The organism is Streptomyces sp. NPDC107575, from assembly GCF_055657265.1.
Genome location: NZ_JBVKBG010000004.1, coordinates 470,407 through 486,863, shown reverse-complemented (window position 1 = coordinate 486,863; position 16,457 = coordinate 470,407). Strand labels below are relative to the sequence as shown.

Annotated in this window: 13 protein-coding genes; 5 read left to right on the top strand and 8 right to left on the bottom strand. The window is 71.5% G+C overall.

What is annotated here, in order from left to right:
* Positions 1–100: 100 nt before the first annotated feature.
* Both ACZ7L4_RS21890 and ACZ7L4_RS21885 read right to left on the bottom strand, forming a co-directional pair.
* Complete coding sequence (locus tag ACZ7L4_RS21890; protein ID WP_472104740.1) at positions 101–2,218, bottom strand: protein kinase; 2,118 nt, start codon at positions 2,216–2,218, stop codon at positions 101–103.
* 86 nt (positions 2,219–2,304) lie between these two features.
* On the bottom strand, positions 2,305–4,281 hold the full coding sequence (locus tag ACZ7L4_RS21885) for a serine/threonine-protein kinase (RefSeq protein WP_472104738.1): 1,977 nt from the start codon (positions 4,279–4,281) through the stop codon (positions 2,305–2,307).
* Positions 4,282–4,421: 140 nt separating this feature from the next.
* Between ACZ7L4_RS21885 and ACZ7L4_RS21880 the strand changes: the two genes are divergently transcribed.
* Entirely contained in the window at positions 4,422–5,423 is a 1,002-nt protein-coding gene (locus ACZ7L4_RS21880; protein ID WP_472104736.1) for a serine hydrolase domain-containing protein, read from the top strand.
* An 80-nt stretch (positions 5,424–5,503) separates the two neighbouring features.
* Here ACZ7L4_RS21880 and ACZ7L4_RS21875 read toward each other — a convergent pair whose 3' ends face one another.
* Positions 5,504–7,210, bottom strand: a complete 1,707-nt coding sequence (locus ACZ7L4_RS21875) for a glycerol-3-phosphate dehydrogenase/oxidase (RefSeq protein ID WP_450809818.1) — start codon at positions 7,208–7,210, stop codon at positions 5,504–5,506.
* A 313-nt stretch (positions 7,211–7,523) separates the two neighbouring features.
* Here ACZ7L4_RS21875 and ACZ7L4_RS21870 point away from each other — a divergent pair, with 313 nt between their 5' ends.
* Both ACZ7L4_RS21870 and ACZ7L4_RS21865 read left to right on the top strand, forming a co-directional pair.
* Entirely contained in the window at positions 7,524–8,777 is a 1,254-nt protein-coding gene (locus ACZ7L4_RS21870; protein WP_472104734.1) for a nucleotide sugar dehydrogenase, read from the top strand.
* A 61-nt stretch (positions 8,778–8,838) separates the two neighbouring features.
* Positions 8,839–9,444, top strand: coding sequence for a hypothetical protein (locus tag ACZ7L4_RS21865; RefSeq protein WP_472104732.1), 606 nt, complete (start codon positions 8,839–8,841; stop codon positions 9,442–9,444).
* A 59-nt stretch (positions 9,445–9,503) separates the two neighbouring features.
* Here ACZ7L4_RS21865 and ACZ7L4_RS21860 read toward each other — a convergent pair whose 3' ends face one another.
* The 4 genes from ACZ7L4_RS21860 to ACZ7L4_RS21845 form a co-directional block, all read right to left on the bottom strand.
* The gene (locus tag ACZ7L4_RS21860) at positions 9,504–10,628 is read right to left on the bottom strand and encodes a GuaB3 family IMP dehydrogenase-related protein (protein ID WP_399227882.1); all 1,125 of its coding nucleotides are present in this window, start codon (positions 10,626–10,628) and stop codon (positions 9,504–9,506) included.
* Between the two features lie 122 nt (positions 10,629–10,750).
* Positions 10,751–12,259, bottom strand: a complete 1,509-nt coding sequence (guaB, locus tag ACZ7L4_RS21855) for an IMP dehydrogenase (protein WP_472104730.1) — start codon at positions 12,257–12,259, stop codon at positions 10,751–10,753.
* Between the two features lie 128 nt (positions 12,260–12,387).
* Positions 12,388–12,975: a sigma-70 family RNA polymerase sigma factor gene (locus tag ACZ7L4_RS21850; RefSeq protein ID WP_266713169.1), complete on the bottom strand. Its 588-nt coding sequence runs from the start codon at positions 12,973–12,975 to the stop codon at positions 12,388–12,390.
* 276 nt (positions 12,976–13,251) lie between these two features.
* The gene (locus ACZ7L4_RS21845) at positions 13,252–13,863 is read right to left on the bottom strand and encodes a response regulator transcription factor (protein ID WP_003948568.1); all 612 of its coding nucleotides are present in this window, start codon (positions 13,861–13,863) and stop codon (positions 13,252–13,254) included.
* Between the two features lie 392 nt (positions 13,864–14,255).
* On the opposite strand from ACZ7L4_RS21845, the gene ACZ7L4_RS21840 reads away from it, so the two are divergent.
* Positions 14,256–14,597, top strand: coding sequence for a WhiB family transcriptional regulator (locus ACZ7L4_RS21840; RefSeq protein WP_450809824.1), 342 nt, complete (start codon positions 14,256–14,258; stop codon positions 14,595–14,597).
* A 59-nt stretch (positions 14,598–14,656) separates the two neighbouring features.
* Here ACZ7L4_RS21840 and ACZ7L4_RS21835 read toward each other — a convergent pair whose 3' ends face one another.
* Positions 14,657–15,553: a LysR family transcriptional regulator gene (locus ACZ7L4_RS21835; protein ID WP_472104727.1), complete on the bottom strand. Its 897-nt coding sequence runs from the start codon at positions 15,551–15,553 to the stop codon at positions 14,657–14,659.
* A gap of 81 nt (positions 15,554–15,634) precedes the next feature.
* Between ACZ7L4_RS21835 and ACZ7L4_RS21830 the strand changes: the two genes are divergently transcribed.
* Positions 15,635–16,303, top strand: a complete 669-nt coding sequence (locus ACZ7L4_RS21830) for an MOSC domain-containing protein (protein ID WP_472104725.1) — start codon at positions 15,635–15,637, stop codon at positions 16,301–16,303.
* The last annotated feature ends 154 nt before the right edge of the window (positions 16,304–16,457 follow it).

Below are 16,457 nucleotides of genomic sequence, written 5' to 3'. Positions count from 1 at the left end.
CCCCGCTAATGTGTCGACCCGGTTCACACTAGGGATCGGTCACCGCACACGGAACAGCCGGGGTGCCACAGAGACCGCACTGTGACGCTTTGTCGCGGGCTCAACCACCGTGGCGATAGGTCGAGTACGCCTGTTGGTACACCCGCGTGACCTCGTCCCGCTCGGCCTCGGGCCCGCGCACCTGCACCACGTGGTACTTGCCGCCGATCACCATCGCGAGATTGCGCACGTACATCTCGCGCCCGTCGTTCCCCTGCCAGGTGAACTGTCCCTCGGCCATGGCCCGTCCGCCGACGTCGATGCTCTTCATGCCGCTCGACGTGGCCCAGGTCGAGTCCCTGAACGGCTGCAACTCCCGCTCGTCCTCGCGCTGGTACTTCATCGGGTCCTTGCCGTACGTCGCCGTGGAGTCGCGGCCGGGGACGACGATCAGCTCGAAGGCGCCGTGCGCGTACACGACCTGGCCCCGCCCGTTCTTCCCCGTCCGCTGCCACCCCTTGGCGACGGCGACCTCGAACCCCGCGTCGTCCTCACGGAGCACGAAACCGGGGGCCACATCGGACTGCGGCTCGGTCGATGAGGGCGTCGAACTGCGCTTGCCGCCAGGCGATTTCGCGGGCTTCGACGGCTCCGGCGACGGATCGCCGCGCTGCTCGGACGAGGCGGAGGGCGCGGCGCCCGCCGCGTTCTCCTGCCGGGCGCCCGCCGCCCCGGTGCCCGTGCCCTGGCCCGCCTTCGGCATGAACATCATCGCGTACACCACCGCGCCCACGAGCCCGAGCAGGATCAGCACGAGGAGCCAGCGCCCGAGCGATCTGGGCCGCCGCTCACGGGGAGCGCGCGCGGGACGCGGCGCCCGCTGCACGGCCCGGCCCCGCTTGTGCCGGCCGTGCTGCCCCGAGGTGGCCGGAACCCGCACCCGGCGCTTGCGGACGAGCTCTCCCCTGCGGCGTACGACGGGCAGCCGGCCCGCGTCGAATGCGGGCGCGGGGATGACGTTCGCCCCGGCCTCCGGCTCCGGCGCGGAGCGCACCAACGACCGCAGCCAGCCGCGCAGTTCCTCGATGTCGAGCCGCTCGGTGGGGTCCTGGCGCAGCAGCGACTCGACGACGGGCCGCACGGGCCCGCACTCCTCGGCGAACGCGGGCGGCTCGGCGCACACCATCTGCACCAGCTCCGGCGTGGACTCCTCCGGGTACGGCGCGTGCCCCTGCACGGCGCGGAACAGCAGCGCGCCCAGCGCCCACAGATCGGTGGCGGGCCCGACGGGCGCCGCCAACTGCCAGTTCTCCTGCACCGGATGCGCCTGCTCGGGCGCCCACCGCTCGGTGACGGGCCCGACGACGGTCATCCTCACCTGCCGGGACCGCTCGGCAAATACAGCCCCGCCGGCGTTTGAGGCGCGGGGTCCGGGGCGGAGCCCCGAGTCGTGATCCCCATCGGCCTCGGGTATCAACTCCCGCCAGCGGGACGGCTGCACGGGCAACGCGGCACCCGACGGCGCCGCACGCCCCGCAACGGCGCCCGCACGATACGCCGCGACGGCCCCCGCACGGGCCGCCCGATAATCCCCCGCCCCCGGCACCGCCTCCACTTCCTCGACGAAGTCCTCCGACTCGTCGGGAAAGTCCGGCACCACGTCATACCCGCACAACGCCTCTTCCGCGGCCCCGACGGCAAGCCCGGTCAGCATGACCCGCCCGTCGTCGCAGACGAGCACGGTCCGCGCCGTGACGTTCCGGTGCACCCACCCGTGCGCGTGCAGCGCCCGCAGCGCGGTGAGCACGTCGGCGGCGACCTCGGCGGCCCGGTAGGGACTGAGCGGCCCACGGGCGAGGAGCGCCGACAGCGGCCGCGCCGCCACCAGTTCGCTCACGATCCACAGCGAGCCGCCCTCGGCGAACACGTCGAAGACCTGGTCGAGGCCGGGGTGGTCGGGGATGCGCGCGGCGGCCTGCACGGCCTCGACGGCCCGCGCCACGGACGGCTCCGCGGCCTCCCGCCCCACGTCTGCGCCGGGCCTGAATCCCTCCGGCAGCCCGTCGGCGTCAAGGACCTCCGCCTCGACGACCTCGGGCAACGGCACCTGCCGCACGAGGACTTCCTGCCCGCTGTACGTGTCGAAGGCCCGCGTCTCGGCCGAGGACTCGTACGCGTCGTAGGAGAGGACCGGCAGCCGGTACCGGCCGGCGAGCACCCGCCCCGCGTACTCGTCCACGACGCCTCCCCCTGTTCCACCGGCTCTGCCGAGCGACTGCGCACGGTCCGCAAGCATTCACGATACGTGCCGCACGGCTCACTGGTTCAGGACTTGGGCTTGAACGTCTGTGTGAATGTCTTCCAGGTCGTCTTGCGCTGCTTCCCGCCCCAGTCGGAGTCCTTGGCGGTGTACATCAGCCCGTATCCCAGCGAGCCGTTCACGACGGTCCCGCGGTCTATCGAGTGCCACTTCGTGCCGCCGTCGGCGTACGTGAACTCCCAGTCGGCCGTCTTCCAGTCCCGGTAGTCGACGGAGGCTATCCGCACCCGGTGGTACTGGGAGCGGGTCATGTACTTCTCCTGGCCGTACCAGTCCGCGACCGGATCGGACTTCGGCTGATTCGTCCAACCGATCAGCAGCCGCTGCCCGTCGGGCCCGGTGAAGCGCGCCCCTGCCCGCTCCGTCTTGGCGTACTTCCACCCCTTGGGCAGCCCGATCGAGAAGCCCTGGGAGTGCTTGTACGTCTCCTTGGCCGCCGCGCCCGGCTTGTCCCCGGCGTCACCGCTCGGCGAGGAGCTCGCGCTCTCGGACGGGGACGCGGAGTCGCTCGCCGACGCGCTCCCGGAGGGCTTCTCGCCGCCGGAGCCCTTGTCCTTGTCGGCGTCCTTGTCGCCGCCCGCGTTCTTGTCGTCCGCGCCGGCCGTGGCGCCGGACGACGCGCTCTTGTCGCCGCCCTTCGCGTCCGCGTCGTCGCCGTTGTTCAGGACGAGGGCCAGGATGCCCGCGAGCACGACGAGCGCGACGACGAGCGAACCGATGACGAGCGAGCGGCCCCGCAGCGCGTCCGCGAGGACGGCCGCGCCGCCGGGGCGCGCGCCACCCGCGGCCGGACCCGCGGGCGCGGTCGCCGCGGGCTCCTCCGACTTCCCCTTCGGGGCCGTCGCGGCGGCGGCCGCCTTGCGTACGTTCGTCAGGGCGCCGCGCATCTTCTCCGCGGCCTCTCCGCTCCTGGCGGCGACACCGGCCGCGGCGGAAGCGGCAGCGGCCTTGGCGGCGGCCGCCGAAGCGCCCTTCTCCCTGGGCTCCTTGCGCTTCTTCGGCGCGGGAGCGGGCGGCAGCGGCACCACCTTCGTGGCCTCGACCGGCTCCGGCTCGGGGGCCGGCTTGGGCTCCGGGGCGTGGATGACGTCGTTGAGCATCGCCCGCGCGGCCGCGTCGTCGAGCCGGTGGTCGGGGTCCTTCTCGAGCAGCCCGTAGATCACCGGCTCCAGGAGCCCGGCGTTCTTCGGCGGGTCCACGGGCTCGGTCATGACGGCGGTCAGCGTGGCGATGGCCGACCCCTTGTCGTACGGCGGGACGCCCTCCACGGCCGCGTACAGCAGACCGCCGAGCGACCACATGTCGGCGGCGGGTCCGGGCTTGTGGCCGCGGGCGCGCTCCGGCGAGATGTACGAGGGGGCGCCGACCAGCATGCCGGTGGACGTGATCGAGGGGTCGCCCTCGACCTGCGCGATGCCGAAGTCGGTGAGGACGACGCGGCCGTCCTCGGAGATCAGCACGTTGGAGGGCTTCACGTCGCGGTGCAGGATGCCCTCGCGGTGCGCGGAGCGCAGCACGTCGAGCACGGCGAGCCCGACCTCGGCGGCCCGCCGGGGTTCGAGCAGCCCGTTCTCCCGGATGGCCTCGGCGAGGGACATGCCCTCGACCAGCTCCATGACGATCCACGGCCGGTCGTCCTCGTCGACCACGTCGTAGACCGTCACCGCGCCGTTGTTGCGGATCCGCGCGATCGCCTTCGCCTCACGCAGCGTGCGCGTGATCAGACGGCGCTTCTCGTCCTCGTCGATGGCGTTCGGGAAGCGCAGCTCCTTCACCGCCACCGTGCGCCCGAGCGTCTCGTCCTTGGCCCGCCACACGGTGCCCATGCCGCCCCGGCCGAGCACGTCGCCGAGCCGGTACCGGCCGGCGAGCAGCCGGCCCTCCGGGGCCGTCACCGACGCCCCTTCGGCGTCCCGACCGGACGAATCCTGACGAGTGCCCTTGTCTTCACGGGCCTCGCCCGCCCGCTCCGCCTCCGACATGCGTCCCCTCTAGCAACCCGCCCTGACAGAGCCTTCATTGTCCCATCACTGGACCACCACTCCGCGCGCCGGGTCACCCCCACCCGACACGCACAGGAACGTCCCACAATGGTGGCCCGCGCCGCCGAAAGGGACCGTCGTTGCCCGCGTTCCGGACACTCCTGGCCATCCCTCTGACCATGGCCGTCCTGTGCCTCACCCAGGGCAGCGCATCGGTCCCGAAGGCACCCGCGGACGACACTCTTCCGCTGCTCGTGACGCGAGGCAAGGCCCCGTCGGCGGCGCTCCTGGCAACCGGGGGCTCCACGGGCCACTTCACCACCACCAGCCCCAGCCTCACCCGCGCCGATCACGTACGCGCGGGCAGCATCACCAAGTCCTTCATAGCGACCGTGGTCCTTCAACTGGCCGCGGAGAAGCGCCTGAAACTCTCCGCACGCGTCACCGCGTACCTCCCCTCCCTCACGGCCACCGGCCGGCTCACGGTCCGCTCGCTGCTCACCCAGACCAGCGGCCTCTACGACTTCACGGCCGCCACCCGCGGCCGCGTCGCGCTGGCCCCGAAGGCGGTCGCGGCGCTGTCCCTGTCCGAGCCACGGACGGCACGGCGCGGCACCTGGTCGTACTCCAACACCAATTACGTACTCCTGGGCATGATCATCCATCAGGTCACGGGCCATTCCTACGCCACGGAGGCCCGCCGCCGCATCATCGATCCGCTGCGCCTCACCGGCACCACGTTCCCCGGCGCCCGCACCACGGTGCCGAGCCCGCACGGCCCCGACGCGGTCCGCCTCGACCCGCGCACGGCCGGCGCCTCCGGCGAACTGATCTCCACGCTCCCCGACCTGAACCGCTTCTACGCGGCACTCCTGGAGGGCCGCCTGCTCCCGCCCGGCGCCCTCCGAACGATGCTCAACACCCGCCCCGCGGACGGCCATTACGGCATGGGCCTCTACCCGGAGAAACTCCCCTGCGGCACCACGGTCTGGGGCCACAACGGCCGCATAGCCCACACCTACGTCCGCGCGGCGGCGACACGGGACGGCTCACAGGTCGTCACCTACCGCACGACAAAGGCAACTTTGTCGGGCAACGGCACCCCCGAGCGCCGGATACTCACGGCCGAGTTCTGCAGGTAAGCCCCGCCTTTCGGACGAGAGGCAGCGGGGTCCGGGGCAGAGCCCCGCGACCGCAACCCCGACCCGGCGCAACAGAACGGTCAGAGCGGAACAATGTCCGGTGCCCCAAGACGCGCCGCATCGGCCGTGAGGTCGTCCGGCTGCCGCTGCGACTCCCGCTCCGCCTCCACCCGCTTCTCGTAGTGCTCGACCTCCCGCTCCACCTGATCCTTGTCCCACCCGAGCACGGGCGCCATCAGCTCCGCCGCCTCCCGCGCGCACCGCGTCCCCCGGTCGAACGTCTCGATGGAGATCCGGGTGCGCCGCGTCAGCACGTCGTCGATGTGCCGCGCCCCTTCGTGCGAGGCCGCGTACACGACCTCGGCCCGCAGATAGTCGTCGGCGCCGGTGAGGGGCGCGCCCAACGCCGGGTCCGCGGAGACCAGTTCGAGGAGCTCCTCGGCGAGCGCCCCGTACCGGTTCAACAGGTGCTCGACGCGCACCACGTGCAGTCCGGTGCTCGCGGCGATCCGCGCCCGCGCGTTCCACAGCGCCCTGTACCCCTCGGCGCCCACCAGCGGCACCTCCTCGGTCACGCACTCGGCGACCCGCTGGTCGAGCCCGTGCACGGCCTCGTCGACGGCGTCCTTCGCCATGACCCGGTACGTCGTGTACTTGCCGCCGGCCACCACGACGAGGCCCGGCGCCGGGTGCGCGACGGTATGCTCGCGCGACAGCTTGCTGGTGGCGTCGGACTCCCCGGCGAGCAACGGCCGAAGGCCCGCGTAGACGCCCTGCACGTCATCACGCGAAAGCGGGACCCCGAGCACGGAGTTGACGTGTTCGAGCAGGTAGTCGATGTCGGCGCTGGACGCGGCCGGGTGCGCCTTGTCGAGGTCCCAGTCCGTGTCGGTCGTCCCGATGATCCAGTGCCGCCCCCACGGGATCACGAAGAGGACACTCTTCTCGGTCCGCAGGATCAGCCCGGTCGTCGAATTGATCCGGTCCTTGGGCACGACCAGGTGAATCCCCTTGGACGCCCGTACGTGGAACTGCCCGCGCTCGCCGACCATGGCCTGTGTGTCGTCGGTCCACACGCCCGTCGCGTTCACGACCTGCTTGGCGCGGATCTCGTACTCGCCGCCGCCCTCGACGTCCTCCACGCGCGCACCGACGACCCGCTCGCCCTCCCGCAGGAACCCGGTGACCCGCGCGCGGTTGGCGGCCTTGGCCCCGTACATGGCGGCGGTGCGCACCAGGGTCGCCACGTACCGGGCGTCGTCCATCTGCGCGTCGTAGTACTGCAACGCGCCCACCAGCGCGTCCTTCTTGAGGCAGGGGGCGACCCGCAGCGCGTGCTTGCGCGTCAGATGCCGGTGCATCGGCAGGCCGCGCCCGTGCCCGCGCGCCATCGACATCGCGTCGTACAGCGCGACGCCCGAGCCGGCGTACACCCGCTCCCACGCCTTGTGCTGCAGCGGATACAGGAAGGGCACCGGCTTCACGAGATGCGGGGCGAGCCGCTCGAGCAGCAGTCCGCGCTCCTTCAGCGCCTCGCGGACGAGCGCGAAGTCCAGCATCTCCAGATACCTGAGCCCGCCGTGGATCAGCTTGCTGGACCGGCTCGACGTGCCGGAGGCCCAGTCCCGCGCCTCGACGATCCCCGTGGACAGGCCGCGGGTCACCGCGTCGAGCGCCGTGCCCGCGCCGACCACCCCTGCGCCCACCACGAGAATGTCCAGCTCGCGCTCGGCCATGGCCGCCAGGGCCTCCGCGCGCTGCTCGGGTCCCAGTGTCGCTGACTTCACTGCTGCCTCCCGCTGTCGTCGGCGTGGCTCACGCGTGTGGTGTGCCCGGCCTCATGTACCTCGAAGCACGCGCGTCATGTCCCGATTCTTCACCCACTGCCCGGTTCGGGCCACCAGCGGGCGTGCACCTGTGGACAACCTGCGGAGACTCGCGGCGCAACACTCGAAAAAGCATTGCGGCGCAATACCGCATATCGGTCATATTTACTCCTAGTCTGACAGTGCGCTCGCTCATCCTGTCCACAGGGCTTGCGCCCTCGTCCCGCTCCGGCTAATGACCGGGTCCGCTCCTCGGGAAAGGACGGCAACCGCCATGCCCGCAGACCTCGCCGTCATCGGCCTCGGCCACCTCGGCCTGCCCCTCGCGCAGGCCGCCGTGGCGGCCGGGATCGCGACCATCGGCCACGATCCGGCCCGTGCCCGGGATCTCGCCGCGGGCCGGCTGCCCGGCGGCGGCGACGCGGCGGCCCTCACCGCCGCCGACCTCCGCCGCATGCTCTCCGCGGGCTTCCGCCCCACGGCCAACCCCGCCGAACTCGCCCGCGTCCGCACCGCCGTGATCTGCGCCCCGACCCCGCAGGGCCCCGACGGGGCGCCGATGCTCACCCCCGTCGTGGAGGCGACCCGCGCCCTCGCCGCGCGGCTCCGCCCGCACACCACGGTGATCATCGAGTCGCCGGTGCCGCCGGGCACCACGCAGACGCTCCTGCTGCCCGTCCTCGAAGAGGGCTCGGGCCTGCGCGCGGGCCGCGACTTCCACCTCGCCCACGCCCCCGGCCGCGTCGACCCCGGCAACCGCCTGCACCCCTACACGTCGACCCCCAAGGTGATCGGCGGCCACACCCCCGCCTGCACCGAGTCGGCGGCCACCTTCTACGGCCGGCTCACCGACAAGGTGGTACGCGCGCGTGGTCCACGGGAGGCGGAGACCGTGCACCTCCTGGAGACCAACTACCGGCACGTCAACATCGCCCTGGTCAACGAGATGGCGGTGCTCTGCCACGACCTGGGCGTGGACCTGTGGGACGTCATCCGCTGCGCGGAGACGAAGCCCTTCGGGTTCCAGGCCTTCCGCCCGGGCCCCGGCGTCGGCGGCCACGCCCTCGCCCAGGACCTCTCGGGCCCGCACCTGCCCACCCGCCCCCTGCGGATGGTCGAACTGGCCCGCCAGGTCAACCACCACATGCCGAGCTACGTGGTCCAGCGCGCGGCCACCCTCCTCAACGAACACGGCAAGTCCGCCCGCGGCGCCCGCATCCTCCTGCTCGGCGTCACCTACAAGCCCGACCTCGCCGACCAGCAGGCCGCCCCCGCCGAGGAGATCGCCACCCGCCTCATGCAACTCGGCGCCGCCGTCAGCTACCACGACCCCTACGTCCCGTCCTGGAACGTCCTGGACCGCCCGGTCCCGCGCGCCGACTCCCTCTACGAGGCCGCGGCCGACGCCGACCTGACGATCCTGCTGCAACAGCACCGCACGTACGACCTCCAGGGCCTGGCGGTGAAGGCCCAGCTCCTCCTGGACACCAGGGGCGCCACTCCCGCGGGGGCCGCACACCGCCTCTGACTGCTACTGTGCGGCCACTCTGTGCACACCTGTGCCAGGCTTCACACTTCAGGGGGACCGCATGACCCAGCCGCCGCCGATACCCGAGGGCAACCCGTACGCCAAGGCTCCGCAGCAGCCGCCCCAGTACGGCTACCCGCCGCAGCAGCCCCCGGCCCCCGGCGTTCCCCCGCAGCCCCAGCAGCCGTACGCCCCGTTCCCGCAGCAGCAGGGCGGGCCCGGCGGCCCCGGCGGCTTCGTGCCGGTACCGCCGCCCGCCCCGGCGCGCGGCAACGTCGGCCTCGGCATCCTCGCGGGCTTCGTGGCGATGCTGGTCGTGGCGAGCGCCTACGGCGCCGTCATCGGCGCGACCAGGCACGAGATCGGCTACGCGGCGGTGGCCGTCGGCGTCGTCATCGGCTTCGCGGCGGGCAAGGTCGGCGGCAGCAACCCGGGCGTCCTCGTCGCGAGCCCGATCCTGTCGCTCGTCGGCGTCTACTTCGGGCAGCTGCTCGGCGAGGCGATCATCGGCTCCAAGGAGACCCCGCTGTCGGTTCCGGAGCTGTTCTTCGACCACTTCAGCCTGCTCAACGAGGTGTGGCAGCAGGACTCCGACGCCATGACCTTCCTCTTCTTCGCCCTGGCGGCGATCGCCTCCTTCGGGGCGGCGAAGAGGGCATCTGCCTAGACAAACAAAAACGGGTTGGGCCCCACCGAAAGGTGGGGCCCAACCCGTTTTCGGCTACGTCACCTCTTGTGCGTGGCGTCCGCCACCGTGACCTCGACCCGCTGGAACTCCTTGAGTTCGCTGTAGCCGGTCGTCGCCATGGCCCGCTTCAGGGCGCCGAAGAAGTTCATCGACCCGTCGGGCGTGTGCGAGGGGCCGGTCAGGACCTCCTCGGTCGTGCCGACCGTGCCGAGGTCGACCTTCTTGCCGCGCGGCACGTCCTCGTGGACGGCCTCCATGCCCCAGTGGTGACCGCGGCCCGGCGCGTCCGTGGCGCGCGCCAGCGGCGAGCCCATCATCACGGAGTCGGCGCCGCAGGCAATGGCCTTGGGCAGGTCGCCGGACCAGCCCACGCCGCCGTCGGCGATGACGTGCACGTAGCGGCCGCCGGACTCGTCCATGTAGTCGCGGCGCGCGGCGGCGACATCGGCGACGGCGGTGGCCATCGGCACCTGGATGCCCAGGACGTTCCGCGTCGTGTGGGCGGCGCCGCCACCGAAGCCGACGAGCACACCCGCGGCACCGGTCCGCATGAGGTGCAGCGCGGCGGTGTACGTGGCGCAGCCACCGACGATGACCGGGACGTCCAGCTCGTAGATGAACTGCTTCAGGTTCAGCGGCTCGGCGGCGCCGGAGACGTGCTCGGCGGAGACCGTGGTGCCGCGGATCACGAAGATGTCGACGCCCGCGTCCACGACCGCCTTGGAGAACTCGGCGGTGCGCTGCGGGGAGAGCGCGGCGGCGGTGACGACACCGGAGTCGCGCACCTCCTTGATGCGCTGCCCGATCAGGTCGGCCTGGATGGGCGCGGAGTAGATCTCCTGGAGGCGGCGGGTCGCGGCCTCGGGCGTCAGCTCGGCGATCTCGTCGAGCAGCGGCTGCGGGTCCTCGTAACGGGTCCACAGGCCCTCGAGGTTGAGGACGCCGAGTCCGCCCAGCTCACCGATGCGGATCGCGGTCTGCGGCGAGACGACGGAGTCCATGGGGGCGGCCAGGAACGGCAGCTCGAAGCGGTAGGCATCGATCTGCCAGGCGATCGAGACCTCCTTCGGGTCGCGGGTGCGCCGGCTCGGTACGACGGCGATGTCGTCGAAGGCGTACGCGCGGCGGCCGCGCTTGCCGCGCCCGATCTCGATCTCAGTCACGTTGGGGGGCGCCTTTCACATCTGGGTCCCACTTGTGGGCCTTGCTCGTCCAGTATCCCTGACACACGCGTGTGGGGCGGTCCCGGTGATCCCGGAACCGCCCCACCACGCCTGACCTGCTGTTACTTGCTGCGGCTGTAGTTCGGAGCCTCGACCGTCATCTGGATGTCGTGCGGGTGGCTCTCCTTGAGGCCCGCCGACGTGATCCGGACGAACCGGCCGTTGTCCTGCAGCTCCGGAACCGTGCGCCCGCCGACGTAGAACATCGACTGACGGAGGCCACCGGTGAGCTGGTGCACGACGGCCGACAGCGGGCCGCGGTAGGGCACCTGGCCCTCGATGCCCTCGGGCACGAGCTTCTCGTCGGAGGCGACGCCCTCCTGGAAGTACCGGTCCTTGGAGAAGGACTTCTGGTCGCCGCGCGTCTGCATCGCGCCGAGCGAGCCCATGCCGCGGTACGACTTGAACTGCTTGCCGTTGATGAAGAGCAGCTCGCCGGGCGACTCCTCGCAGCCCGCGAGGAGCGAGCCGAGCATCACGGTGTCGGCCCCGGCGACGAGCGCCTTGGCGATGTCACCGGAGTACTGCAGGCCGCCGTCGCCGATGACCGGGACGCCGGCCTCCTTGGCGGCGAGCGAGGCCTCGTAGATGGCGGTGACCTGCGGGACACCGATACCGGCAACCACGCGCGTGGTGCAGATGGAGCCCGGTCCGACACCGACCTTGATGCCGTCGACCCCGGAGTCGATGAGCGCCTTGGCGCCGTCACGGGTGGCGATGTTGCCGCCGATGACGTCGACGTGGCCCGCGTTCGACTTGATCTTGGCGACCATGTCGCCGACGAGGCGCGAGTGCCCGTGCGCGGTGTCGACGACGATGAAGTCGGCGCCCGCCTCGATCAGCGCCTGCGCGCGCTCGTAGGAGTCACCGGCGACGCCGACCGCGGCACCGACGAGCAGCCGGCCCTCGGAGTCCTTCGCCGCGTTCGGGTACTGCTCGGCCTTCTTGAAGTCCTTGACCGTGATGAGGCCCTTGAGGACGCCCGCGTCGTCGACCAGCGGCAGCTTCTCGATCTTGTGGCGGCGCAGCAGCTCCATGGCGTCGACGCCGGAGATGCCGACCTTGCCCGTGACGAGCGGCATCGGCGTCATGACCTCGCGGACCTGACGGCTGCGGTCGTTCTCGAACGCGATGTCGCGGTTGGTGACGATGCCGAGCAGCTTGCCGCCGCCGTCGGTCACCGGGACACCGGAGATGCGGAACTTGGCGCAGATCGCGTCGGCCTCGGCGAGCGTCGCGTCCGGGTGCACCGTGATCGGGTCGGTGACCATGCCGGACTCGGAGCGCTTCACGAGGTCCACCTGGTTCGCCTGGTCGGCGATCGACAGGTTGCGGTGCAGGACGCCCACGCCACCCTGCCGCGCCATGGCGATGGCCATGCGGGACTCGGTGACCTTGTCCATCGCGGCGGACAGCAGCGGGATGTTCACCCGCACGTTCCTCGAGACGTACGAGGCGGTGTCGATCTGGTCGGGCGCCATGTCCGACGCGCCCGGCAGCAGCAGCACGTCGTCGTAGGTCAGCCCGAGTGTCGCGAATTTCTCGGGCACTCCGTCGACGTTTGCAGTCATGACACCTTCCCCAAATGGCCTTGATCGGTGCGGATGTCCATGCTAACGGCCCGCAGGGGCGTCTCATTCCACGATCAAGATCATCGGGATTCTTTGGACGTTCACACGTGCGTGGCCGGGGCCGTGCGCTACTGCTCGGCGAGCGCGCGGAGCCGACTCAGGGCCCGGTGCTGTGCGACGCGCACGGCGCCGGGTGACATGCCCAACATCTGGCCGGTCTCCTCGGCGGTGAGCCCGACCGCGATGCGCAGCAGGAGCAGCTCCCGCTGGTTCTGCGGGAGGTTGGCGAGCAGCTTCTTGGCCCACGCGGCATCGCTGTTGAGCAGCGCCCGCTCCTCGGGGCCGAGGGAGTCGTCGGGCCGCTCCGGCATCTCGTCGGAGGGCACGGCCGTGGATCCGGGGCCGCGCATGGCGGCCCGCTGCAGATCGGCGACCTTGTGCGCGGCGATGGCGAAGACGAAGGCCTCGAAGGGGCGCCCGGTGTCCTTGTAGCGCGGCAGCGCGAGCAGCACCGCGACGCAGACCTCCTGGGCGAGATCCTCCACGAAGTGCCGCGCGTCGCCCGGGAGACGGGAAAGACGCGTGCGGCAGTAGCGGATCGCGAGGGGATGGACGTGCGCGAGCAGATCGTGCGTGGCCTGCTCGTCACCGTCCACGGCGCGGCCGACGAGCGTACCGATGACCCCCTGGGGAGTCGCTGCCTCGTCGTCACGCATCGGTCCATGGTGCCCCGACGCCTTTCGGTCCGTGACACCGTGCCCGTAGTTGTGCACCGAAGCGTTATGAGCAGGTGCGCCGGAACTCATCTCCTGCGCCCTCCCCTCTCGCTGACCCTGCTCGCCCGACTCGTCCCCGAGGAACTCCACACCCCCAAGGATGCGGCATCGCGCGCGAAGCGTCGAAAAGTCGCGGCGCGACGGGCCGGAGCGGCCTCCCTCACGGCGGGTCCACCGCGCCCCGGAGGGCGCGGGGGTGTGCCGATCAGCGGCTCGTCAGCGAACCAGGCCCCAGCGGAACCCGAGCGCCACCGCGTGCGCGCGGTCCGAGGCGCCGAGCTTCTTGAACAGGCGACGCGCGTGCGTCTTGACCGTGTCCTCGGAGAGGAACAGCTCACGCCCGATCTCGGCGTTGGACCGTCCGTGGCTCATGCCCTCGAGCACCTGGATCTCCCGCGCGGTGAGCGTGGGGGCGGCCCCCATCTCGGCCGAGCGCAGTCTGCGCGGCGCGAGCCGCCAGGTCGGGTCGGCGAGCGCCTGCGTCACCGTGGCCCGCAGCTCGGCGCGCGAGGCGTCCTTGTGCAGATACCCGCGAGCCCCTGCGGCGACCGCGAGGGCCACGCCGTCCAGGTCCTCGGCCACGGTGAGCATGATGATGCGCGCACCGGGATCGGCGGAGAGCAGCCGCCGCACTGTCTCGACGCCGCCCAGACCGGGCATGCGTACGTCCATCAGAATCAGGTCCGAGCGGTCGGCGCCCCAGCGGCGGAGGACTTCCTCGCCGTTGGCCGCGGTCGTCACGCGCTCGACGCCGGGGACGGTCGCAACCGCCCGACGGAGCGCCTCTCGGGCAAGCGGGGAGTCGTCGCAGACGAGGACGGATGTCATGACCGCCCTCCGCAGCTGATGCGCGTCACCTTGAGCCTCCAGGCTGTGTACGAATCGTCACCTGTGCGGTCGACACTCAACAAGGCAATCGGACACCTGCCCGAGCGCTTGTTCTTTCAACCGCCTCCGCACTCTCAACGACGGTCACTCGAAAGAGTTACGGGTCGGACGGCCTCCTTCGGCACTCTACGTGAGGGCGCGAACACGGTGCGGACAGCGCGGCGGACCCACAACGTTTCATCACAAGCTATGCCCCATTTGGAAGGTTTTCCTTCCTTTTGCTGGTGTCTGTAGCTAGATTCGCAATGAGTCATATTTTCATCTCCTTAGACAGTAGATGTACGGTCATGGGCACCGTATCCGCGTCTGAACGGCTACAAGGGGACACAGCAATGGCAGATTTCTCCCGCCTTCCCGGACCGAACGCCGATCTGTGGGACTGGCAGCTCCTCGCGGCCTGCCGCGGGGTGGACAGCTCGCTCTTCTTCCACCCGGAGGGCGAGCGTGGGGCGGCACGCAGCGCCCGTGAGAACTCGGCCAAGGAGGTCTGCATGAGGTGCCCGGTGCGCGCGGAGTGCGCTGCTCACGCCCTACAGGTGCGTGAGCCGTACGGCGTGTGGGGCGGCCTCACGGAGGACGAGCGCGAAGAACTCATGGGACGGGCGCGCAACCGGCTCGTCACGGCGTCGGCCCCGAGCGGAGGTCAGGCCGCCACAAGCGGCGCACGTCACTGAAGGAACGTTTCTGCAGGATTCGGGGACGTGGGCGCGCCGAGGTGCGCCCACCTCCGTGTTCAGCGTGTCGCGGCCTTCGCGAGGTGATCGAGGGTCGCGCCGACCGCGGGCACCTGGGCCAGGTCGGGCAGCGTGAGCGCGACGATCTCGCGGCGCACCGCGGGCTCGACGGTCACTGTGCGTGCACCCTTGGGCCGAACGGACTCGATGGCCAGTTCGGGCAGGACCGCCACGCCGAGGCCGGCGCCGACGAGACCCACCACCGCCGGGTAGTCGTCCGTCGCGAAGTCGATGCGCGGGGCGAAACCGGCGCCCTTGCACACCTCGACCAGCTGGCGGCGGCAGCGCGGGCAGCCCGCGATCCACGGCTCGTCCGCGAACGCGTCGATGGTGACCGAGCCCGCCCTGGCCAGCGGGTGCCCCTCGGGGACGAGCCCGACGAGCCGGTCGGCGAACAGTGTCCGTACGACGAGGTCGTCCCAGTCCTCGGCGGCGTGCGCGCCCTCGTAGCGAAAAGCGAGCGCTACGTCGCAGTCCCCCTCGCGCAGCATCTCGACGGAACGCGGGGGCTCCGCCTCGACCAGGGACACGCGCGTGCCGGGGTGTTCGGCGCGCAGGGCGGCGAGGGCGGTGGGGACGAGCGTCGAGCTGCCGCTCGGGAAGGACACGAGCCTGACGCGCCCCGCCCGCAGTCCCGCGATCGCGGCGATCTCCTCCTCGGCGGCGGTGAGCCCGGCGAGGATGCCCGACGCGTGCCGCACGAGGGCCTCGCCGGCCTGGGTCAGGCGCATCTCGCGGCCGGTGCGGATCAGCAGCGGGGTGCCGGCCGAGGACTCCAGGGCCTTCATCTGCTGGCTCACGGCGGGCTGGGTGCAGCCCAGCTCGCGGGCCGCCGCGGAGAAGGAGCCGGTGGCGGCGACGGCACGCAGGACACGGAGATGACGGGCCTCGATCACCCCTCAAGCATAAGCGACTCTTGGGGAATGCACCGGATAATGCGTGGCGGCTTTGGGTGGCGGTCCCGTAGCGTTCCGCGCATGAAGCTTCTGTCGCTGAACGTCGGCCGGCCCAAGGCCGTCGAGTACACGGACCAGCCCGAGGGCGTCACGGGCATCGACAAGCGCCCGGTCACCGGACCCGTGCGGGTGGCGGCGCCGGGGCCCGAGGGCGTCGGCGGGAGCGGGCTCGCCGGGGACGCGGTGTGCGACCTGCGGCATCACGGCGGGGACCATCAGGCGGTGTACGCGTACGCGCGTGAGGACCTGGACGCGTGGGGCAAGGAGCTGGACCGTGCGCTGCCCAGCGGCGCGTTCGGCGAGAACCTCACGACGGAGGGGGTCGACGTGTCGGGCGCGAAGATCGGCGAGCGCTGGCGGGTCGGGGCGGAGCTGGTCCTGGAGGTGACGTCCGGGCGCATTCCGTGCCGGACCTTCCAGGGGCATCTGGGCGAGCGGGGCTGGGTCAAGCGGTTCACGCAGGAGGGGGTGCCGGGGGCGTATCTGCGGGTGATCGAACCGGGCGAGATCCGGGCGGGCGACCCGATCGAGGTCGTGCACCGGCCGGAGCACGAGGTGACGGTGGCGTTGCAGTTCCGGGCGGTGACGACGGAGCGGGGGGCGTTGCCGAGGTTGCTTGTGGCGGGGGCCGCGTTGCACCCCGAGGCGTTGCGCTCCGCGCGGGAGTACGTCGAGAAGTACGGCTCGTAGTCCTTCGTCGCGGTCAGCCGTGCCTACGCCACGGGGCGCTGCCCCGGACCCCGCGCCTCAAGCGCCGGCGGGGCTTGATCATGCCGAACCGGCGTTACGGTCGCGGGGCTTGGGCCCCGCCGGGACTGATTCCATGGAACCGGCGTTGCGGTCT